General features: G+C 61.3%; 17 protein-coding genes. 9 read left to right on the forward strand and 8 right to left on the reverse strand.

Annotation, left to right across the window (positions count from 1 at the left end; translation table 11 throughout):
* Positions 1-64: 64 nt before the first annotated feature.
* From R3E82_19915 to R3E82_19925, 3 genes are all read left to right on the forward strand, one after another.
* Positions 65-2,428, forward strand: a complete 2,364-nt coding sequence (locus tag R3E82_19915) for an SLC13 family permease (GenBank protein ID MEZ5553158.1) — start codon at positions 65-67, stop codon at positions 2,426-2,428.
* A 567-nt stretch (positions 2,429-2,995) separates the two neighbouring features.
* On the forward strand, positions 2,996-4,345 hold the full coding sequence (locus R3E82_19920; GenBank protein ID MEZ5553159.1) for an MFS transporter: 1,350 nt from the start codon (positions 2,996-2,998) through the stop codon (positions 4,343-4,345).
* A gap of 2 nt (positions 4,346-4,347) precedes the next feature.
* On the forward strand, positions 4,348-5,142 hold the full coding sequence (locus R3E82_19925; GenBank protein ID MEZ5553160.1) for a phytanoyl-CoA dioxygenase family protein: 795 nt from the start codon (positions 4,348-4,350) through the stop codon (positions 5,140-5,142).
* A 27-nt stretch (positions 5,143-5,169) separates the two neighbouring features.
* On the opposite strand, the gene R3E82_19930 is transcribed toward R3E82_19925, so the two are convergent.
* From R3E82_19930 to R3E82_19950, 5 genes are read right to left on the reverse strand one after another with little or no spacing between them, the layout of a single operon-like run.
* The gene (locus R3E82_19930; protein MEZ5553161.1) at positions 5,170-6,534 is read right to left on the reverse strand and encodes a DUF1501 domain-containing protein; all 1,365 of its coding nucleotides are present in this window, start codon (positions 6,532-6,534) and stop codon (positions 5,170-5,172) included.
* Entirely contained in the window at positions 6,534-8,213 is a 1,680-nt protein-coding gene (locus tag R3E82_19935) for a DUF1800 family protein (protein MEZ5553162.1), read from the reverse strand. The genes R3E82_19930 and R3E82_19935 overlap by 1 nt, the downstream gene beginning before the upstream one ends.
* Positions 8,214-8,268: 55 nt before the next feature.
* Positions 8,269-8,694: a hypothetical protein gene (locus tag R3E82_19940; protein MEZ5553163.1), complete on the reverse strand. Its 426-nt coding sequence runs from the start codon at positions 8,692-8,694 to the stop codon at positions 8,269-8,271.
* Entirely contained in the window at positions 8,673-9,161 is a 489-nt protein-coding gene (locus R3E82_19945) for a hypothetical protein (GenBank protein MEZ5553164.1), read from the reverse strand. The genes R3E82_19940 and R3E82_19945 overlap by 22 nt, the downstream gene beginning before the upstream one ends.
* Complete coding sequence (locus tag R3E82_19950; GenBank protein MEZ5553165.1) at positions 9,154-9,690, reverse strand: sigma-70 family RNA polymerase sigma factor; 537 nt, start codon at positions 9,688-9,690, stop codon at positions 9,154-9,156. Before R3E82_19950 ends, R3E82_19945 begins: the two co-directional genes overlap by 8 nt.
* Before the next feature lie 165 nt (positions 9,691-9,855).
* Between R3E82_19950 and R3E82_19955 the strand changes: the two genes are divergently transcribed.
* Positions 9,856-11,295, forward strand: coding sequence for a sodium:solute symporter family protein (locus R3E82_19955; protein ID MEZ5553166.1), 1,440 nt, complete (start codon positions 9,856-9,858; stop codon positions 11,293-11,295).
* A 6-nt stretch (positions 11,296-11,301) separates the two neighbouring features.
* Here the strand turns inward: R3E82_19955 and R3E82_19960 are convergent, their stop codons facing one another.
* A complete protein-coding gene (locus R3E82_19960) occupies positions 11,302-12,015 on the reverse strand; it encodes a hypothetical protein (protein MEZ5553167.1) in 714 nt (237 codons plus the stop codon).
* 108 nt (positions 12,016-12,123) lie between these two features.
* Here R3E82_19960 and R3E82_19965 point away from each other — a divergent pair, with 108 nt between their 5' ends.
* From R3E82_19965 to R3E82_19975, 3 genes are read left to right on the forward strand one after another with little or no spacing between them, the layout of a single operon-like run.
* Positions 12,124-13,233, forward strand: a complete 1,110-nt coding sequence (locus R3E82_19965) for a hypothetical protein (protein ID MEZ5553168.1) — start codon at positions 12,124-12,126, stop codon at positions 13,231-13,233.
* Between the two features lie 30 nt (positions 13,234-13,263).
* The gene (locus R3E82_19970; GenBank protein MEZ5553169.1) at positions 13,264-14,757 is read left to right on the forward strand and encodes a carboxypeptidase M32; all 1,494 of its coding nucleotides are present in this window, start codon (positions 13,264-13,266) and stop codon (positions 14,755-14,757) included.
* Positions 14,754-15,557 carry a class I SAM-dependent methyltransferase gene (locus R3E82_19975; GenBank protein MEZ5553170.1) on the forward strand — a complete coding sequence of 268 codons (804 nt, stop codon included), beginning with the start codon at positions 14,754-14,756 and terminating at the stop codon, positions 15,555-15,557. The genes R3E82_19970 and R3E82_19975 overlap by 4 nt, the downstream gene beginning before the upstream one ends.
* Positions 15,558-15,564: 7 nt before the next feature.
* Here R3E82_19975 and R3E82_19980 read toward each other — a convergent pair whose 3' ends face one another.
* Complete coding sequence (locus tag R3E82_19980; protein ID MEZ5553171.1) at positions 15,565-16,329, reverse strand: class I SAM-dependent methyltransferase; 765 nt, start codon at positions 16,327-16,329, stop codon at positions 15,565-15,567.
* Positions 16,330-16,487: 158 nt separating this feature from the next.
* Positions 16,488-17,216 carry a protein kinase gene (locus R3E82_19985; GenBank protein MEZ5553172.1) on the reverse strand — a complete coding sequence of 243 codons (729 nt, stop codon included), beginning with the start codon at positions 17,214-17,216 and terminating at the stop codon, positions 16,488-16,490.
* A 196-nt stretch (positions 17,217-17,412) separates the two neighbouring features.
* Here R3E82_19985 and R3E82_19990 point away from each other — a divergent pair, with 196 nt between their 5' ends.
* Positions 17,413-18,768 carry an MFS transporter gene (locus tag R3E82_19990; GenBank protein ID MEZ5553173.1) on the forward strand — a complete coding sequence of 452 codons (1,356 nt, stop codon included), beginning with the start codon at positions 17,413-17,415 and terminating at the stop codon, positions 18,766-18,768.
* Positions 18,769-20,385, forward strand: coding sequence for an NAD(P)/FAD-dependent oxidoreductase (locus tag R3E82_19995; GenBank protein ID MEZ5553174.1), 1,617 nt, complete (start codon positions 18,769-18,771; stop codon positions 20,383-20,385).
* The last annotated feature ends 79 nt before the right edge of the window (positions 20,386-20,464 follow it).

Genomic DNA, 20,464 nt, shown 5'->3' on the forward strand with positions numbered 1-20,464 from the left:
CTTGCCTGCATGGACCGGCCGGGTCCGGTGGTACAGTGAGGCAGTCAATCACCGAAAGCACACCATGTTCGGCATCGAGACAGACATCCTGCTGGTGTTGTCGATCCTCGGCATCTCGCTGGTGCTTTTCATCACCGAGCAGGTCCGCATGGACGTGGTCGCACTCATGGTGCTGTGCGCCCTCGCCCTGACCGGCCTTGTCAGTCCGTCCGACGCTTTCTCAGGATTCAGCAACGCAGCGGTGATCACCGTGTGGGCAATGTTCATTCTCAGCGAAGGCCTGAGCAGGGCTGGAATCGCTGACATACTCGGTCGCAGCGTGCTGCGGATCGCCGGTCGCGGCGAAGCGCGCATGATCGCGGTGATCATGCTGGTCTCCGGAGCGCTGTCCGGCTTCATGAACAACATCGGGGTCGCGGCGCTCATGCTGCCGGTCGTGGTGGACGTCGCACGGCGTTCCGACATACCCGCACCACGCCTGTTGATGCCCCTCGCCTACGGCACCCTCCTGGGTGGATTGACCACCATGGTGGGTACCCCTCCAAACCTGCTGGTCAGTGGCGCGCTCAAAGACGCCGGGCTGCAGCCCTTCGGGCTGTTCGACTTCACCCCGCTGGGGGTGATCATTCTCCTGGTCGGTACCGCTTTCGTTGCGCTCATAGGCAGACATCTGCTGCCACGGACCACGGTGCAGAAAGACGAGGATGGCAGTCGCCGAAACCTGCGGGATCAGTATGGTCTGCGCGAGCGGATGTTCATGGTTCGAGTGCCGCCGGACGCACTTGCCGCCGGCCGCACCATACAGGAAGTCGGTCTGACAAGGTCAGCCGGTCTTATCATCATCGCTCTGATGCGCAACTCAGAAACCATGACCCTCCCGGGTTCCTCCACCCGCCTGCAGGCCGGAGACCTCATGCTGGTGCAGGGGCGCACGGAGCGTTTCGAAGCGCTGCGGAAGTGGGGTGAGCTGACCATCGAGCGGGAGTCACCGATTCTCAAGGAACGCATCTCGGAAGAGCTCGAGATACGCGAACTGCACATCGCCGAAGAATCCAGTCTCATCGGCGAGCCGGTCCGGCACCGGGAGTTCCGGGACCGCTACTCGATCAACGTGCTCGCCGTGCGTCGCGGCACAGAAGTCTGGCGAACCAATCTGGGAGCGGTGCCTCTGCACGCCGGCGATCATCTGCTCGTGCAGTGCAATCCGGACAACGCGGCTGCCCTGGAAAAATCCGCCGAGTTCGATGCAGCGGCGAAGGTCAGCAACGAAGACCTGCTGCAGCTCTACGAGCTTGAGGATCGTGTGTTCGTTATCCATGTGCCGAAAGAGTCTGAGCTGGAAGGACTGAGTCTCAGTGAGACCCGCCTGGCAGACGCATTCGACTTCCGCCTGCTGGCCGTCATGCGCGAATCCGAACTGCAGGTAATGCCCGGCTCAGATGTCACAGTGATGGGTGGGGACCTGATTTTCGTGCAGGGCCGTCCGGAAGATGTGGACGTGCTGCGTGGTCTGCAGGAACTTCGAGTGCAGTACGACCCGTCTTCCCACCTCGACGTCTTCGAGTCGGACGCTTTGCAGATGGTTGAGGCCACGCTGCATCCACACTCCTCCCTGTCAGGTAAGAGTGTCGCCGAGCTGGATCTGCGAGGCCGTTATCAGCTCGAACTCATCGCCATCTGGCGCAATGGCCGACCCTACCGTTCCGACCTCGGCGCCATGAAGCTGGAACTCGGAGATGCGGTGCTCGTCGTCGGGCCACGGGAGCGCCTGGTCACCTTCGAGCGGGATCCGGAATTCATTGTGCTCACCCCCCTGACGTCAACCGCCCTGGATACCAGCAAGGCACCGATGGCCGGCTTCATCATGCTTGCTGTTGTATCGGTAGTGCTTCTCGAATGGTTGCCGATTGCCATTGCGGCTGTCAGCGGCGCAACCGCCATGGTGCTGACCGGATGCCTGAGTATGGAAAATGCCTATCGGGCCATCGAATGGCGCTCCATTTTTCTGATTGCCGGCATGCTGCCCCTGGGAGTAGCCATGACAGACACGGGTGCCGCAACCTTTGTTGCGGATGCCGTCATGTCCTCGCTCGGCGACTACGGACCCTGGGCAGTTCTGCTCGGGCTTTATGGAGTCACCGCACTCGCCACCATGATCGTGCCCACAGCTGCGCTGGTCGTGCTGATGGCGCCCATCGTGCTCACTGCCAGTGCGGAGATCGGCATGTCACCCTATCCGGCGATGATGGCGGTGGCCATCGCAGCCTCTGCGAGCTTCACCAGTCCGATATCTCACCCCGCCAATGTCCTCGTGATGGGTCCCGGCGGGTACCGCTTCGTTGACTATCTGAAACTCGGTGTGCCTCTGACACTTGTGGTATTCGGTGTGGTCTATCTGCTGCTGCCCGTGTTCTGGCCGCTCAACTAGGGAACCTCTGATTAAGTGGTGGATTCCCTGCGACTCACTCAGGCGCATGGAGCCGAGTCGAGCTTTCAAGGTATCTCCTGTCTTCCATGGAACGCTTCGCGTTCTCAGCGATCGAGTCCCACTCAGACTGTTTCATGCAGACACGCTGAGTGATACGTGTACCCGTGGCCTTCACCCGCTTACAGACGCGCGGGTCCGCTGCAGCGGATTTCACGGGCTGCGCGGAGTCGGACGCTGTTCCTTCTGTGGCGGACACTGATGCAGACGCTGCAAGCAGCAGCCAGAGTACGACGGCTCCAGTTTTCCTTTCCAATTTACCCCCAGTTGCCTCCAGCGCCATTCTGGATCGATTGCGCCTGATCGAATCAGCATGCATTCACTCTAGTGAGCCTCTGACCATCTATCAACGCCTGCCCGATTGACCAGCCAGAGCACCAGCGACAGCCATCATTGGCGGCAGCGGGCACGGCGGGTACACTGACCACGGGAGAGGGAAAGCAATGCAGCGTAGCCGGCGTCGCCGGCACTCGCGCTTCGATTTCTCAGCGCGGGGAGGCGCCTGATACATTGTCCAGTCTAACACCATCCGGTCCAGCACAGTTTTCGCCCGGCTACCGCAACTACGCTCTGGCGGTCCTGTTTCTCGGCTATGTGGTCAACTTCGTGGATCGCTCGATCCTCGGAATTCTGCTCGAACCCATCAAACTCGATCTGGATCTGAGCGACAGTCAACTCGGGTTGCTCGGCGGCCTGGCTTTCGCGTTGTTCTATACCACCCTCGGCGTGCCGATTGCCGCGCTCGCGGATCGAACCAGTCGGGTCAGAATCCTTTCCATAGCGATGATCGTCTGGAGTGCGATGACGGCCGTCTGTGGTCTTGCCCAGAGCTTCATGGCGCTGCTGATTGCGCGCATCGGTGTGGGTGTCGGCGAGGCTGGTGCCAGCCCACCCTCTCATTCACTGATTTCTGATTATTTTCCACTCGAAAAGCGGGCTACAGCACTGTCGATCTACGCGCTTGGCATTCCTTTCGGCTCCATGGTGGGCAATTTTGTCGGTGGCTGGGGCGCTGAGGAACTTGGCTGGCGCATGACGTTCGTCCTCGTTGGTCTGCCTGGAATCGCCATCGCCCTGCTCATTCTGTTCACACTGCGGGAGCCGCCCCGGGGTCTGTCGGACAAACTGAAAGCCCAGGTCCCGGGTGCACCACCCGCAGCCGAAGAAAAAGCGCCGGATGTCAAGGTGGTACTGGCCCGGCTCTGGGAGCGCAGGGCCTTCCGCCACCTGGGCGTAGCAGCAGGACTACACGCCTTCGTCGGCTACGGTGCCGGCACCTGGAATGCGCCCTTCCTCATCCGCATGCACGACGTGCCCCTGACGGAAGTCGGCGCCTGGCTCGCCGCCATCTCAGGGGTTGGCGCCATCGGTACTTTCCTGGGCGGATATCTGTCGGACCGGCTGTTCGATCGCACCAACAACCATCGCTGGTATATGTGGGTCCCCGGCATCTCCACAGCCGCGATGGTGCCATTCCAGTTCATCGCCTACCTGTATGGAGGCATCTGGGCGGTTGTGCCCTCTCTGGGTCTGGTCGCGATACTGGGCGGCATGTACCTGGGACCCTCCTTCGCCATGACCCAGGCGCTGGTGACTCCGCGTATGCGGGCAGTGGCTTCCGCCATTCTGCTGTTCATGCTCAATCTGATCGGTATGGGCCTCGGACCTTACTTTGTCGGCATCGCCAGTGACCTCCTGGCGCCGGCCACGGGCCATGAATCCCTGCGCTACGCACTCTGTCTCGCCGTGCTCGTCAACGTCTGGGCCACTGTGCATTACTTCATTGGTGCGCGATCGCTGAATGCGGATCTCGCGAAAAACGAACCGGCGAACGTATCTGCCGCCGCTGCGGCCAGATGAGGATGGACAGCCATCTCAGCGCCATCAGGGAGCAGGGTTTCACCATCCTGGAAGCGCAGATTTCTGATCCGCTGATCCGCCAGCTCCGCAGTGAGCTGGCCCCCTTTCTGGCGGGAGAGCACTTCGGACGCAACGACTTCGAAGGCTTCCGCAGCGAACGGGTCTACGCCCTGCTCGCGAAGTCTCCGGCTGTGGCCGGACTGATCGAGCACCCCTCGGTTCTCGCCCTGACCGACGCACTGCTGCCGAAAAACTACCTGCTGTCTGCGGCCCTGGCGATCAACGTGCATCCGGGAGAAAACGCACAGGACTGGCACATCGACGACGCCAGCGGCAGCGGTGGACATCCAGCGTTCGCGCGCCCCCGCAGCCACTACGGAATCAGTGCAATCTGGGCCCTGGACGACTTCCTGGAAAACAACGGCGCAACCGAGCTGGTACCGGGCAGTCACCGCTGGGAGCGCGAGCGTGAGCCCCGGCCGGATGAGATCGTCAAGGCTCTGATGCCCGCGGGTTCGGTGCTGGTGTTCGCCGGCAATCTGCTGCACCGGGGCGGCGCCAATCACTCAACGCGTACCCGGCTCGCCATTACCCCCCAGTACTGCATGCCCTGGATGCGTCAGATCGAGAACATGCCACTCGCGGCTCCGCCACAGATCGCCAGGCGCTACAGCGAACGGCTGCAGGAACTGCTGGGCTACAGCATCGTCGAGCCGGGATTCACCGGTTACGTCAACGGTCGACACCCGAAGCATCTGATCGACAGCGATTACCGCGGCCGCAAGCACCAGCAGTAACCACCGGGACAGCCAGCCTTCGAGGACTCAGATCATGAGTCCCAGCGGCGGGGTGCCGGACTCCGGTGAATAGAAGCGCCGGATGTTGGGCAGTACACGATCCAGATCCACCGGGGCCACCCCGAACCACAGGGCAAGCTCGGCGTAGAACAGGTCCGTGCCTGTAGTCGGGATGTAGCGTCCACGACCGACATCGAGGGGGTTGCCCGGCACAATCTCCGGATAACTTCCATAGATGTTTCTGCCCGACACACCCGCACCCATGACAAGATTGTGACCACCCCAGCCGTGATCCGAACCCTTGCCATTGGATGTCAGGGTGCGGCCGAAATCCGAAATAGTGAAAGTGGTGACACAATCGCTCACGCCGAGCTCGGTCAGCGCCGAATGGAATTCAGACAGGCCACGACTGACGCCGGGCAGCATGGCAGCCTGCTGCGGCAGCACATCATCATGGTGGTCCCAGCCACCAAGCGTCACGAAGAAGGTCTGACGACTCACTCCCAGCTGGTCCCGCACACTGATGATCCGGGCAATCCGGGCCAGGGCCGCAGACAACCCGCCGGCTGAGAATACCGTGTTGAGCACCGGTGCTGCCGCGAGCGCGGCTCTGAGCTGTGCGCCGGAGTCGATCGCATCCCGCAATTCCGCGGAATAGGTTGATCTGAAAGGGTCCGCGTGAGGGATCGCAAGCAGTGCATCCAGTGCCCCGGTAAATAGCGGGCTTCCCCCTTCACCGCTGCCGTAGCCCGCCACCTCCCGGACACCTTCCACTGCATCCACACTGTAGCCGGTTACCTCCGTGCCGGTCTGGAACAGATTGGTGCCCGAGAGTGAAATGTTCATCGACACGGGTCCGGATGGCAGCATGGGCTGCAGCACGTCGGCCATCCTGCCGCCGAATCCCGTGGCGATCCGACGATCCGGCACCGACGTCTGCCACTGGGCAATCTGGTCAGAGTGGGAAAACAGGCCGAGGGGCAGCAGCGCGCTGCCACTGTCATAGGCGACGCGATCGGTCGGTTCCGCCAGAGATCCCACATTGGCAAGGAAGGCAAGATCGCCTGAATCGAACAGATCCCGCACTTCCCCCATGCCCGGATGCAGGGCGAACTGCCGGCCGTCCGTACCGCTGTAGTTCAGGGGCAGGATGTCCGCCCGTGGCAGCGCGAGGTCTGCACGCATCACCCTGTACGCATCGTGGCGGGCGGTGTCGTAAGGTATGAGCATGTTGAAGGAATCCGCGCCGCCTGCGAGCAGAATACAGACAAGCGCTTTGTAGTCGTCGCCGGGAGCGGCTCTGCTGAACCCCGGCAGGGTCGCCAGCTGAGTCCCGGCAGCCAGTGTCAGGGCACCACTGTGTTGCAGGAAACGTCGCCGTGTCGTGGCCATCAGGCACCTCCTGAAACAGCGTATGCGGGTGAACTCAATGCCAGGTACAGGGCCAGCCGCACCCGACCCGGCAGATCGGCGCCCACCGGTGTGATGGCGTCGCTGATCACACCGCGGGTCGCAGCGTCGAGTTCGCCGGCGAAGAAAACCAGATCGATGCGATCAAGCAGTGCCTCGGGATCGGCAGCGAGGCCTTCGTATTCACTCAGATCCAGCCGGATCGTTGAGAAGCCCGGTGGCGTGTCGATGGATCCCGCACCATAGAGCGCATAGGCGAGCAGGTTGGTCATACCGACGATGGTCGATGCGTTGGTGATCTGGAATTCAGGCGCAACAAGACCGGCATCTCCGACCCCGCCGGCAGGGGCAAAACCGGGTGAATAGAAGTTGAACACGCTGGGCGCGCTCAATACGTGCTGCTGGGTCAGGAACTGCACCACATAGCCCAGGCCGGGATAGGTGCCATCATCGCTGCTGACGCCAAGCGCCCGGTTCATTGCCAGGTAGCGGCGGAAGGGCTCCTGCAGACGGATGCCTGCCGCCGCCTCGGGATCGAGCAGGATGGCCCGCAGCAGGTGCTGCATATCGCCGCGGGGTGTGCTGGCGTCACCCGCGAAAGCGCTGGCGACCCGGCTCACATAAGCGGGCGAAGGATTCGAGGTCACCAGCCGCTGAATGAGCTGTCGACCGATAAAGGGACCGACGTTCGGATGGTTGAACAGATTATCCACCGCCGCTTCGATGTCTTCCATCCCGCTGCGACCTGCCGGCACGATCTCTCCGCGGAGCAGCCGCTTTTCTCCCGGTTCATGGAAGGATTCGAACATCACCATCGGCACATGCAGTACCGGCAATTGCTTGCCGAAAAAGCTCGCACCGCCGGGTCGATCCGGTCCATAGCTCAATCCTGTGAATATCTTCGCGAATTCCTGAATGTCCCCATTGTCATAGGTCGGGAGCGGACGCCCATCCTGACCCAGACGCTGGGAGCCATCAGGGTTCAACTCGAACAGACCAATGCTGAACAGCTGCATCACTTCCCGCGCGTAATTTTCGTCCGGAAAGGTGTTCGCCCCGGGGTTCGAGCGGGCGTTGTTGACATGACTCAGATACACGCCCATCGCCGGATGGAGAGTCACCGCAAGCAGCAGCTCTCTGAAGTTGCCGAAGGCATGGGTGAGCAGTGTGTCGTAGTAGCTCGACAGCGCCAGCGGATTGATGGCAATGGCATCGACATTGTCGCTGACCACCATGATCTGGGTCAGGGCATAGGCTGTGAGCTGTCTCAATTCATCGGGGGCGGTCAGCGCCTGCTCCCAGAATGCGAAACGGCGGAAAGTCCCGGGTGGCGGGTTGGCGTTCACATCAAAGCCGTACTGGGCCAGGTAGCGCCGCACTACCGGTTCGTGCAGCGACGGTCCCAGTGTGAACTGCCGCTCGAGCCACACATCCAGCCCCTCTGTGGCTGCCGATCGGATGGCTTCATGATCGGGACCGAAGGTTGCCAGCGAAAGAAATTTTGCGGCGCCCGCCAGCTGCGCAGACGTTGGCCCGGCGGCTGGCGGTGGCGGTGGCGCTGCCACCGGAGGTGGCGCCTGGGCGGGGGCGCGGTTACCACCCCCGCCGCCACCGCAGGCTCCGAGCAGGAGTCCGGCGGCTATCAGCACAATAAGTCGCATGGATGGCCCCTCCACTTTTTCCGAAGTCCGATTTTCCTCCCCGCACACGGCAGCATCAGCCGGCCGCGCGCCGGGCGCGCAGGGTGACTATCTGATCTTCGGTGAGCAGGTTGCGCAGCCGGATCAGAAATCGCAGCTGTTCGAGCTTGATTTCGTTCTCGGTGTCGACGGCCTGCTTCGAAAGCTTCAGCGCTTCGCCCTCGTCGACCTTCGGCTCGTCGAGAACCGCCAGTAGATCGAAGAACGCCGCCTGCATCCGCCACTGCTTGTCGGCTACCGCCTTCTGCATCTCGACCACCAGCTCACCGATCCGATCACTCTGGTCCCGGGTCAGACCGATCTCCTTGCGATGCGCCATTACCAGTTCCAGAGGCAGCAGGCGTCCGTCGAAGGGATCTGCCTCCGCTGCAGCAGCCGGCAGGCCAGTGACCATCAGACAAACCGCCAGGAGGCGGACAATCAGCCCTCGAGATCCGACCATGTGAGTGTCTCCGTTAAGTGAAATTGCATCGCCGAGAAATCCGGTATGCCCATGAGAATCGGCGACGATGCGGGTTTGAGCCAGCGATCGCTGGGGGCAACCCATAGCGTTGTCTGTTCCAGTTGCGCAAGCAGCACCGCATCGGCTTCGGGCGCGGTGACCTCCGGTGTGACGAACAGGCCCGCCAGAATCACGAGACACAGCACACCCACACCGACCAGCACACCGGGGACTCTGAACCAGCGCCTCCAGTGCCCGTCACCAGGATGATGACCAGCAGTAAATGCAACGGGCTGGATTCCCGGGTCAGCACGACTTCTGAACTCTGCATCAACGCGCTGCAGCATCCGGTCAAAATCCGGTATCGCCGTCTGCTCGCGCCGATTGTGAAAATATTCCTTCAGGTCAGTCTCGATACCACGATCTGAACGGGACGGAGGGTCATTGCGATGTTTTTCGTTACTCATGGATTCGACCTGCCAGATCCCGCCGCAACTGCTGCTTTGCCCGGTGGTAGTGGGTGCGCGCACTGCCCAGTGAAATCCCCAGGATTGCGGCGACCTCCTCGAGGGTGAACTCAGCATCGATCACAAGTTCGAGCACCTCCCGCTGGCGCGGTGAAAGCCGCCGCATCGATGCTCGAATCGACTCGTCCGCTGACGCCTCATGCGGCGAACGGCTGTCGGGCGATGCCGCCTCAGTACCGACCTCCAGAAGGCCCAGGCGAGTCAGCCCGAACCGGTGCAGCAATCCCCGCCGGTGTTCATGGCGCGCCACATTGCGTATCACCGAGAACAGCCAGGTTTTCAGGGTCGCGCGGCCTTCGAACCGGGCGCGGCCTTCAACCACACGCAGATAAGCCTGCTGTATCACGTCTTCCGCCGCCTCACGATCTCTCCCGGTAAGGGACAGAGCCCACATGAATGCGCCCTCGTGGACCTTGGACAGCTCACGTCGCGACACCAGCGGGTTGTTCTCAAGGCCATCGTCAATCATGTTGTTGCTGCCGAACTTACCTCTTTGTGCACCGGGACCGCGCTCCATATGACAGCCTGATAAAAAAAGAGGCTCGACTATCCGCACAAATCTGGAAAAATGCCCGGGGCAGACGCAGCCGCTGCTATCCGCACATTCAACGTCCCTCTGAACAGGTTATATAGAATGTCGTCCACTCTGCTCGGATTCGTCATCGCCTACCTGGTCCTCTCCATCGGTATCGGCGTATACGCGGCAACCCGGGTGCACAACGCCAGCGACTACATTACCGCCGGACGCAGTCTGCCGATGTTCATCGTGATCGCCATGGTATTCGCCACCTGGTTCGGCGCAGAAACTGTGCTCGGTATCCCGGCAACCTTCCTGGATGAAAATCTCGGCGGCACCATCTCCGACCCCTTCGGCGCATCCTTGTGTCTGGTTCTCTTCGGCCTTGTGTTCGCCCGTCCGCTGTACCGGATGGGACTGCTGACCTTAGGCGACTTCTACCGCCGCCGCTTCAACAGACCGGTGGAAGCCGCCATGAGCTTCGCCATCGCCCTGTCTTATCTGGGCTGGGTGGCCGCCCAGGTAACCGCACTCGGGCTGGTGTTCGGCGTGATCTCCGATGGTGCCATCACCCAGGGGCAGGGCATCATCATCGGTACCGCCGTGGTGCTCCTTTACACCCTGTTCGGCGGCATGTGGTCCGTGGCCCTCACTACGGTGGTGCAGATGACCGTCATCGTGGTCGGTCTGCTCTGGATCACCTCGCTGGTGGCCGACATGCCGGAGGTGAACGGCATTGCCCCGGTGATCGCCGACGCTCAGGCCGCAGGGAAGTTCGAATTCTGGCCCGAGGCAAGCTGGGCGGCCATCATCACTTTCATTGCCGGTCTGCTGACCATGGGCTTCGGCTCGATTCCCCAGCAGGACGTCTTTCAGCGTGCCAACTCGGCGAAGAGCGAGCACGTGGCGGTCTGGGGCACCACTCTGGGTGGCCTCGCCTACTTTGCTTTTGCAGCGGTACCCGTCTATCTGACCTACGCGGCCACCATGGTCGATCCCCAGTCCACCGCAACCCTGCTCGAACAGAACGCTGAACTGGTCTTGCCCTCCTTCATCGCAACGCACATGCCCATGGCGGCTCAGGTGGTATTTTTCGGCGCACTGCTGTCGGTAATCATGAGCACCGCCAGCGGCACCCTGCTCGCACCTTCGGTCACCATTTCGGAAAACCTGCTCAAACCGCTGCTCGACACCAGCAAGCTCAGCGACGCGCGCTTCCTCTGGATTACCCGCTGCGTGGTGATGATGTTCGCGATCGGAGTGATGTTCTACGCCCTGTGGTCGCTGGAAGCATCCACCGGCATCCATCAGATGGTGGAGAATGCCTACAAGGTGACCCTCGCTACCGCGTTTGTCCCCCTGGTCGCCGGTCTGTTCTGGTCACGGGCAAACAACCGGGGAGCTGCCTGGTCGATTGCGGCGGGTCTGGTGGTGTGGCTGGTGATGGAGTTTGTTGCACCGGAGGCCGCCCTGCCACCACAGTTCGCCGGTTTCATCGCCAGCATCACAGGCATGCTGGCCGGATCCCTGCTGGGAGCTGCCGGATCCCGCGTCTGAAATGTTTCAGAGCGTGGTGGGGGAGATGTTCAGATCACGGACCATCCAGCTGGATACACGCTCGATACACTGGTGGAAGCCAGCCTTGAATCCCGCGCCTTCGTCAACCAGCCAGTCTTCGACAAATTCCCGGGCTGTTTCGAATACATAGTCATTGGATTGTGCGCCGGGTTTCTTCTGATCCCTGTTCCATGTCGTGTCCATCCGCGCGTTAATCCGGAACGACACCCGTTCATCAGCATGCTGTCTGAGTTCGATGAGCCTCACCTCCACTGTCACCAGGGCCTCAGCCGAGTCTGCTGCCACTTCGAATCCCTCCGGCAGTGCCGCCCGCAATCCCTGATACAGCGCTTCCTGGGGATCGATTTCGGCCCGCAGATTCTTCAACACATCATTGACCTGACGGCTGTGTTCCGCAGAGAGCCCCTTGCCACCCTCTGTGAATCCTCCTGCCGCGGCACCTGTGATTCCGCCGGCAACCAGGCCGACCGGCACACAGAAAAAGGCCAGCGGTCCGCAGGCAAGACCCACTGCGGCACCTGCGGCAGCGCCACTCGCGCCACCCCCAGCCATACCGCCGGCCGCTTTGCTGGCAGTAGAATCCGCTCTCAGATCCTCGCGGCCTGATGATTCCGAGGCCAGCGCGACGGAGGAAAACACAGGCAGTGGCGGTACTTCGCGCTTCGACGCACAGCCACAGAGCAAACCGACCAGAAGCACTGTGATCCATGGCCGGGGGAGTGTGCGCAATTGTCGGCTCTCTGTGCTTGTACTCGGCATACAGTTTCCACTATAAGGCCTCGGCCTGACAGCCTGTGACGTAAAAACATGATCCGATCCGCAACCTGCAGGTGGCTGCTGCTGTTCCTGGTCTTCCCGGCAGCTGCCGGCGGGACAGCCCATTCGGTTCTGCGCGCCGAGGGCGGCGCCACCTTCGTTCATCAGCGCCTCCCGGAGGAGGACGCGCAGGATTCCGGAGCGTCTGCCGATCTCTTCGTCTATCTGCCCACCACATCGGGGGAGTGGACGCTCTATGTCGAAGCCAACTCCAGTACCGATGAAGACGGCCTCTTCAACCTGTATCCGGAAATCAATGCCGACGCCGGATCTGCTCAGGACGCTGATGGCAGTGCCCGCATTCAGCTCTCAGAGCTTCACTACCGCTGGGACATCGGGCACAACCAGCAATTCACCTTTGGCCAGATTGATCCATCCGCCCAACTGGATCGCAGCCGGATCGCCAACGATGAGAACAACCACTTTCTCGCAACAGGCTTCGTCAACAATCCAACCATCGAGTTTCCCGACTACACCCTCGGCTTCCTGTATCGTCGCAGGGCGCTGGAAGATTCACCCGAAGTGACTTTCATGCTCACCAGTTCAGATGGCCTGGCGGACAACCCCGGACGCTCCTATCAGGAGCTGGTGGATCTCGGAGAGGCGGGCAAGGGCGTATTCGCCGGTCTCGGGACGCGCTGGTATCTGGGCGACCATCGGGTCGGTGTCGGCGCCTGGTATCGATCGGATGATCATCCCACCTTCGACAATCCCGACAGCGGCACCGGCAACCACGGATTTTACGCCCTTTACGGCTGGCAGTCGGGCAGCCACGGAGTTTCGCTGCGCGCGGGATGGGCGCGGCCGTCCGTATCGCGCACCGCCGGCTATCTGGGAGTGAGCTATGAAGGGCTGACACCCTTCGGCGCCTTCGGACTGGGCGTGGGTCAGATATTCCAGTCCGGTCACGCAGATCAGGCAGACACCGGCGATACAACCCAGATCGAAACGTTCTTCAGGATTCCGCTGGGCAGTGACAGAATCCACCTGACACCTGCGCTGCAATATCTGAAAAACTCGGGTTTCGACAGCTCCGATGATGCGGTGGAAGCAGAAGCCCTCATCGTCGCTCTGCGTCTGCACGTCTGGGCAGGCGGCTGAATTAGGGCCCATTGGACAACGGGAAGATACATGAGCGCGTACCGGGAACTCGAAACCCTCAATACCGAAATCACCCGGCTGCGGGAGGTAAGTGCCATCCTGAGCTGGGACGAAGCCTGCATGATGCCCTCCGCTGCGGGACCCGGGCGGGGAGAGGCCATGGCATCGCTGGCGATGGTACTGCATGAACGCGCCACCAATCCCCGCATCGGCGAACTGCTCGATCAGGCCCAGGGCAGCAACGAACCCCTCGACGAGTGGCAGCGGGCCAATCTGCGGGAAATCGGCCGCAACTGGGTCGAAGCCACGGCAGTCCCCGGTGATCTGGTGCATGCACTGTCCCTGGCCACCTCCCGTTGCGAGCAGACCTGGCGCAAGGCCCGTGCTGCCAACGACTGGCAGACCATTCAGCCCCTGCTCGACGAGGTGGTGCATCTGAGTCGGATCCGTGCCGATGCCCTTGCCGACAGACTGGCTTTAAGCCCCTATGACGCTCTCCTCGACGGCTACGAACCCCAGCTGCGCAGCGACGATGTGACTGCCCTGTTCACAGACCTGAAAGCCTTTCTGTTGCCGCTGGTAGACCGCATCGCCGGAATCAGACAGGCACCACTGCCGATCCCCGGCCCCTTCCCGATCGATGCCCAGCAGCGCCTGTGCGAGTCCACCATGCAACTGCTTGGATTCGATTTTGATCGCGGTCGATTCGATGTCAGCCATCACCCTTTCTGTGGTGGTGTCCCCGACGACACACGGATCACCACACGCTACCGGGAAGACGCTTTCCTCGAATCATTCATGGCCATCTGTCACGAGACCGGTCACGCGCTCTACCAGCAGGGCCTGCCCGCCGCCTGGCGCAACCAGCCGGTCGGAGACGCTCTGGGCGCCGCAGTCCACGAAAGCCAGTCTCTGCTCATGGAGCTGCAGGTCTGCCGCTCACGAGACTTCATCGGCGCGCTTGCCCCCACCATCCGCAAACACTTCGACATCCCCGCCACCGACCGCGCCTGGTCTGCGGACAATCTCTTCCAGCTGACAACCCAGGTTGAACGCAGTTTCATCCGGGTACAGGCCGATGAGGTCACCTACCCCCTGCATGTGATTCTGCGCTATGAGCTCGAACAGGCGCTGCTCGACGGCTCCCTGTCTGTCGCCGATCTGCCCCAGGGCTGGGATGGGAAGATGCAGGAGTACCTGCAGCTCGACACCCGAGGCAACTTTGCCGATGGCTGTATGCAGGATGTGCACTGGTTCGCCGGCCTGTTCGGCTATTTTCCCACCTATACTCTGGGTGCGCTGATGGCCGCACAATGGTTCGACTGCGCCCGCAAAGCAGATGCGTCGATCACCACAGGCATCGCCAGGGCCGATCTGCAACCCCTGCTCGCCTGGCTGAGGCCGGCCGTGCACGCGCAGGGCCGGCGTCTGACAATGCAGCCACTGCTCGCAGCCGTGACCGGGTCCGAGCTCGACGCGAAATTTTTCAAGACCCACATCACCAACCGGTATCTGAACTCATGAGCGCCGACGTCCTGACGCATAACGCAGCTTCCTGGAACCGACAATCCACCTCCGGTACCAGCCGCTGGTGTGTGCCGGTGGACGTGCAGACCATCGAGCAGGCCCGCGCCGGCAACTGGCAGGTGATCCTCACCCCGAACCGGCCGGTACCCGCCGATTGGTTTCCGGACCTGGCCGGTCTGCGGGTATTGTGCCTCGCATCGGGAGGCGGTCAGCAGGCACCGGTGCTGGCGGCAGCGGGTGCCCGGGTGGTGAGTTTCGATCTGTCTGAAGAGCAGCTGGCAAAGGATATGGGCGTGGCCGCTGCCGTGGCCGCGGCAACTGGAATCCCCCTCGAACTGAGCTGCGAACAGGGGAACATGGCAGATCTGTCCCGATTTGCGGATGGCAGCTTCGACCTGATATTCCATCCGGTATCCAACGTGTTTGCCGCCGACGTGCTGCCGGTGTGGCGCGAGTGTCACCGGGTACTGGGGAATGGCGGTCGTCTGCTGTCCGGTTTCATGAATCCGGATTTCTATCTCTTCGACCATGACGATATCGAAACCGGTGGTCCGCTGCTGGTGACCCGACACCTGCCTTATTCAGATCTGCACGACCTGCCGGCCGATCGCCTGTCCGCAAGAATCGGCCGGCAGGAAGCACTCGAATTCAGTCACAGTCTGGATGCCCAGATTGGCGGGCAGATTGCTGCAGGATTCACGATCGCGGGATTCTATGAAGACTGCTGGAGTGATGAAGCTTCTCCACTCAACCGTTATATGCCGACTTCGATGGCGACGCTGGCGATTCGGGGTTGAAGTCTGATCAGACGCGCTCGAGCACCAGGAACAGATAGCTGTAGTACTCGGAACACTCCCGGTAGTGGTCGATCTCGACCTGACACTCCTCCAGTACACTCATCGCTGCCGGGTCCGCTTTGTAATTCGCGGTCAGGCGCTCGATGCGCCGGAGCATGGGTTTGTAGTAATCGTCCCACCAGGCCTCCTCGGGCAGCGGGAAATCACCGAGCAGACGATAGCCGTTACCTGATACTGCCTTGCGCAGCGTTTTGATATCCCGCAGCTGGGGATACTCCTCCTCCCACCACTCGCGCAGAAACCGGGGCGCATCGTCCCGGAGCCAGACCGGCTCTGTGAATGCCAGTCGTCCGCCGACCTTCAGCAGCGGTTTCCAGGCCTCGAGTGCCTCTTCCACCCCCATGATGTAGGCGGCCCCTTCACACCAGATGAGGTCGAATTCCTCCGCCTGAAACGGCAACGCGGTCATGTCAGCCAGAGACACCGTGACCCGTTCGCCGAAGCCGGCTTCCTTGAGACGCCGCTCGGCTTCGACGACAAAGGGCTTGTGGCCATCGATGGCCTGAATCTGTGCATCCGGCAGCGCCCGCGCCAGATGCAGCGTCTGCATTCCCGGTCCACAGCCGATATCCAGGACACGTGGCATCTCAGGCAGTGGACGCGCCATCTCCAGAGCACGTTCAGTGCTGGCCCGGTTCCCCGGTCCCTGCCGCGGCAGATCCCGATGCACGTCAAAAAATACTTCCCGGGTTTGCGGATCGCTTAAGTCCATGACCTGCCCTGTGCGGTTTCATCTGCCAGTTGTCCGCGCCGCTCTGCGAAATCGGCTCGAGTCCTTGCGTCGACGGGTGCGGCGAATCTAACGATCACCGCTGACAACCGTGGACCCGATATCGACCTTCACGCTGACAACTTCCATGCGGCGTCCTCTCATTGCACCCAGTTGATCGACTCCAGATGCGCCTTCAATCGCGTCAATGTCGGGAATCGCTCGATGATGAGTGAGTGCTTCAATCCACGACAGATCGCTTTCACCTCGGCGGGCTGCTTTGCATAGTGCCGCGCGCCACCGAGGCTGTCATAAAAAATTCTGATCACATCAACAACGTCACCACGCATCTGGGAACGTCGACTGCCCTGCTGATGAAAAAAATCCAGAACTTTGATATCGAAGGTCAGTCCGAATTTCGCCACGATCACATTCTCTGTGTGCAGATCTCCGTGGTATTCACCGGCGGCATGAACGGCTTCCAGGCCACAGGTGATCGCGTAGAGAAGATGAAGGCCCGCCAGGGTGGAAAGTCGTTGACCCGGTTGTCGAGCGAGGAATCTGGCCAGCGCCTCACCCGGCGCATAGTCGAACACGATATAGGTCACTGTTGCACCGCGCACCCGGGTCGTACCCTGCACGTGGTACTGGATGATGATCGGGCAGTGGCGCAGTGCATGCAGTTTGCGTGCATAGCGCTTCGATGCCTCACCTTCGAGATTGCGATGGGGGAAGAACAGCTTCAGGGCTCTCTCGATCCCGGTATCGCACTCGCGGACAAGATACACCTCACCTTCCCAGCCACTGCCCAGGTGATCGAGAATCTCGAATCTTCCGGAAATCACCCGCCCTGGTCTGAAACCAAAGGCCTTTATTCTAGGCTCAGTCACCTGCCCTCACAGTGGCGAGACATTTTCTGCAAGGGTTGGATTATCGCGGCTGATTCGAATCTGACAAGCGAAAAAACTCATCAGAAAACGCCCGCTGGCAGGCAGGGGAGCCATCTGCGACCATCGTCGGACCGGAGGAGGAAGTATGGTCGATACAGCTCGCAGAACAGATACCATTGCCGCGCCTGAAAGTTCGATGCGACGACTCGCAAGCACTGCGCTCGCCGGCACCAGTATCGAGTGGTACGACTTTTTCCTCTACGGGACCGCCGCCGCTCTGGTCTTCCCGGGACTCTTCTTTCCCCCGGACATTCCACCACTGGTCGCCCTGCTGGCCTCTTTCAGCACCTTTGCCGTCGGTTTCCTCGCGCGGCCGATCGGCGGCATCCTGTTCGGACATTTTGGCGACCGGGCCGGACGCAAGACCGCTCTGGTTACTGCACTGCTCATGATGGGCGGGGCAACCACCCTGATCGGCTGCCTGCCGTCCTACGCGAGTGCCGGCGCACTGGCGCCCCTGCTGCTTGTAGTCCTCCGGTTCATCCAGGGGCTGGCCATCGGAGGGCAATGGGGAGGTGCCATGCTGCTGGTCACCGAGAGCGCACCTTCGAATCGACGCGGCTTCTACGGCGCCTTCGCTCAGGCGGGTGCACCAGTGGGTGTCATTCTCGCAAATCTGGCGTTTCTGCTGGTGAGCACCAACCTGCCTGAAGAAGCGTTCATGTCCTGGGGCTGGCGTCTGCCCTTTATCGCCAGTGTGGTGCTGATCGGATTGAGCATCTATGTGCAACTGCATCTCGAGGACACACCGGCCTTCAAAAAGCTCAAGAGTCTGCAGACCGCGCAGAATCAGAGCGTCTTGCGGACATCTCAACCGGGCGCAGCGCAGACCACACCATCCCGCGACCCGGCGCCTGTCAGCTCACCCGTGCTCGAAGCGATCCGCCTCTACCCGAGACAGATCATGCTCGCAGCTGGTGCTTTTCTCGCCGTGCAGGTGACCTTCTACATCCTGATCGCCTTCGTGATTGCCTATGGCACCAATCCGGACGCCCTCAACCTGCCCCGCAATACCATGCTCTGGGCGGTGCTGATCGGATCCGTCGTGCAGATTCCGGTGCTTTTCGCCTCAGCCGCCTGGTCAGATCGCCACGGCCGCAAGGGGATCTACATGCTCGGCGCCATTCTCGGCGGCATCTGGGCCTTCTTTCTGTTCCCGCTGATCGATACCGGCGAGTTCCTGTGGATTGCGGTGTCGATAGCCGCCGGACAGGCATTTCTGTCGATGATGTACGGTCCCCAGGCTGCTTTCCTGGCAGAGCTGTTTTCCACAAGGGTGCGTTACTCAGGCGTTTCGCTCGGTTATCAGCTTGGCGCCATCCTCGGCGGTGCACTTGCCCCCATGATCGCCACCGCTCTGCTCGCCGAATTCGGCAACACGTTCTATATCTCGGTCTACATGGCAGTTGCGGGCGCGTTGACCCTGATTTCAGTCGTGTTCCTCAGTGAGACCTACAAAAGTGATCTCAACGCAGTGGCGGAGTCAGGCTGAATGGACAGGCCCCTGGATGCGCTGATCATTGGTGCCGGCATATCGGGCATGTACCAGCTGCACCTGTTGCGCAGCCGCGGATTACGGGTGCAGGTGTTCGAAGCGGGTGATGATATCGGCGGCACCTGGTACTGGAATCGCTATCCGGGTGCCCGTTTCGACTCGGAGAGCTACAGTTACGGCTATTCATTTTCAACGGAGATTCTCGAGCACTGGGAGTGGAGCGAGCATTTCTCAGCCCAACCCGAAACGCTGCGTTATCTGCACTTCGTTGCCGATCGGCTCGATCTGCGCAGGGACATTCATTTCGGGATGCGCGTCGTGCGTGCGACCTGGCAGGAGACTGAGGGCTGCTGGGAGATCGGCTTCGAAAACGGTGAAAGCACGCGATCCCGCCTGCTCATCAGCGCAATCGGCGTCCTGTCTGCAGCCACCCTGCCTGATCTACCGGGTGTTGGCAGTTTCAAAGGACCCGCCTATCACACCGGCCTGTGGCCGCATGAGCACGTGGATTTCCAGGACAAACGGGTTGCCGTAATCGGTACCGGAGCGACCGGTGTCCAGCTGATCCAGGAAGTCGCGAAGACCGCCCGCTCCCTGACTGTTTTTCAGCGCCGGCCCAACTGGTGTGCGCCTCTGAAAAACAGTCCCATCGATGCAGCCACTCAGCAGCGCATCAAGGCCAGCTACGCTGAGATCTTCGCCCGTTGCGCCGAGACACACGGCGGGTTCCTGCACGGATCGGATCCGCGCAATGCGCTCGAAGTCAGCGACGAGGAGCGTCTGGCCGTCTATGAACGGCTCTACAACGAGCCGGGCTTCGGCATCTGGATGGGAAACTTCCGGGACATCCTCATCGATGCAGCGGCCAACGCAACCATCAGCGGGTTCGTGGCGCAGAAAATCCGCGACCGTGTAAGGGATCCGGCCCTCGCGGAGAAGCTCATTCCCCGCGATCACGGTTTCGGCACGCGACGCGTACCGCTGGAAACCGGCTACTACGAGGTCTACAACCAGCCCAATGTCGAGCTGGTGGATCTGCGCGAAACCCCCATCGAGCGCATTACCGAACAGGGCATTGCCACCCGGGAAGGCGATGCGACGCACGAGCGCGCATTCGACATGATCATCTACGCAACCGGCTTCGATGCGGTCACCGGTTCATTCGACCGCATGGACATCCGCGGTTGCGCGGGTCTCACCCTGCGTGAGAAATGGTCCGAAGGTCCGAGTACCCTGCTGGGCATCGCGACCCGCAGTTTTCCCAACCTGTTCACCCTTGTCGGCCCTCACAACGCCGCCACCTTCTGCAACATGCCCCGCTGTATCGAACAGAATGTGGAATGGGTGACTGCACTGATCGATCACATGCGTGCGGAGGGCCTGCAGCGGGTTGAAGCTTCGGCGGCGGCGGAGTCCGCATGGACCGTCCATGTCCATGAAACCGCCGAGCGCATGCTGTTTACCCGGATCGATTCCTGGTTCATGGGTATCAATTCCAATGTACCCGGCAGGCAGCAGCGCAGATTTCTGGTCTATGCCGGCGGCGCGCCCACCTACCGGGAAATGTGTGAAACGGAGGCGGCTTCGGGCTATCAGGGATTCGAGTTCGCCTGATCTTCCCCCTGCCCGGGCAGGTGGGTCCGTTCAGCAGGATCGGGTACCCTGACTGTCCGATTTCGAGACGACCGGGGCT

The organism is Pseudomonadales bacterium (genome assembly GCA_041395945.1).
Lineage (GTDB): Bacteria > Pseudomonadota > Gammaproteobacteria > Pseudomonadales > Azotimanducaceae > SZUA-309.

Coding starts and splice junctions, on each gene's coding strand:
- R3E82_19915 (MEZ5553158.1), top strand. CDS start 65: ATGTTCGGCATCGAGACAGACATCCTGCTGGTGTTGTCGATCCTCGGC.
- R3E82_19925 (MEZ5553160.1), top strand. CDS start 4,348: ATGGACAGCCATCTCAGCGCCATCAGGGAGCAGGGTTTCACCATCCTG.
- R3E82_19930 (MEZ5553161.1), bottom strand. CDS start 6,534: ATGGCCACGACACGGCGACGTTTCCTGCAACACAGTGGTGCCCTGACA.
- R3E82_19935 (MEZ5553162.1), bottom strand. CDS start 8,213: ATGCGACTTATTGTGCTGATAGCCGCCGGACTCCTGCTCGGAGCCTGC.
- R3E82_19940 (MEZ5553163.1), bottom strand. CDS start 8,694: ATGGTCGGATCTCGAGGGCTGATTGTCCGCCTCCTGGCGGTTTGTCTG.
- R3E82_19945 (MEZ5553164.1), bottom strand. CDS start 9,161: ATGAGTAACGAAAAACATCGCAATGACCCTCCGTCCCGTTCAGATCGT.
- R3E82_19950 (MEZ5553165.1), bottom strand. CDS start 9,690: ATGATTGACGATGGCCTTGAGAACAACCCGCTGGTGTCGCGACGTGAG.
- R3E82_19955 (MEZ5553166.1), top strand. CDS start 9,856: ATGTCGTCCACTCTGCTCGGATTCGTCATCGCCTACCTGGTCCTCTCC.
- R3E82_19965 (MEZ5553168.1), top strand. CDS start 12,124: ATGATCCGATCCGCAACCTGCAGGTGGCTGCTGCTGTTCCTGGTCTTC.
- R3E82_19970 (MEZ5553169.1), top strand. CDS start 13,264: ATGAGCGCGTACCGGGAACTCGAAACCCTCAATACCGAAATCACCCGG.
- R3E82_19975 (MEZ5553170.1), top strand. CDS start 14,754: ATGAGCGCCGACGTCCTGACGCATAACGCAGCTTCCTGGAACCGACAA.
- R3E82_19980 (MEZ5553171.1), bottom strand. CDS start 16,329: ATGGACTTAAGCGATCCGCAAACCCGGGAAGTATTTTTTGACGTGCAT.
- R3E82_19990 (MEZ5553173.1), top strand. CDS start 17,413: ATGCGACGACTCGCAAGCACTGCGCTCGCCGGCACCAGTATCGAGTGG.
- R3E82_19995 (MEZ5553174.1), top strand. CDS start 18,769: ATGGACAGGCCCCTGGATGCGCTGATCATTGGTGCCGGCATATCGGGC.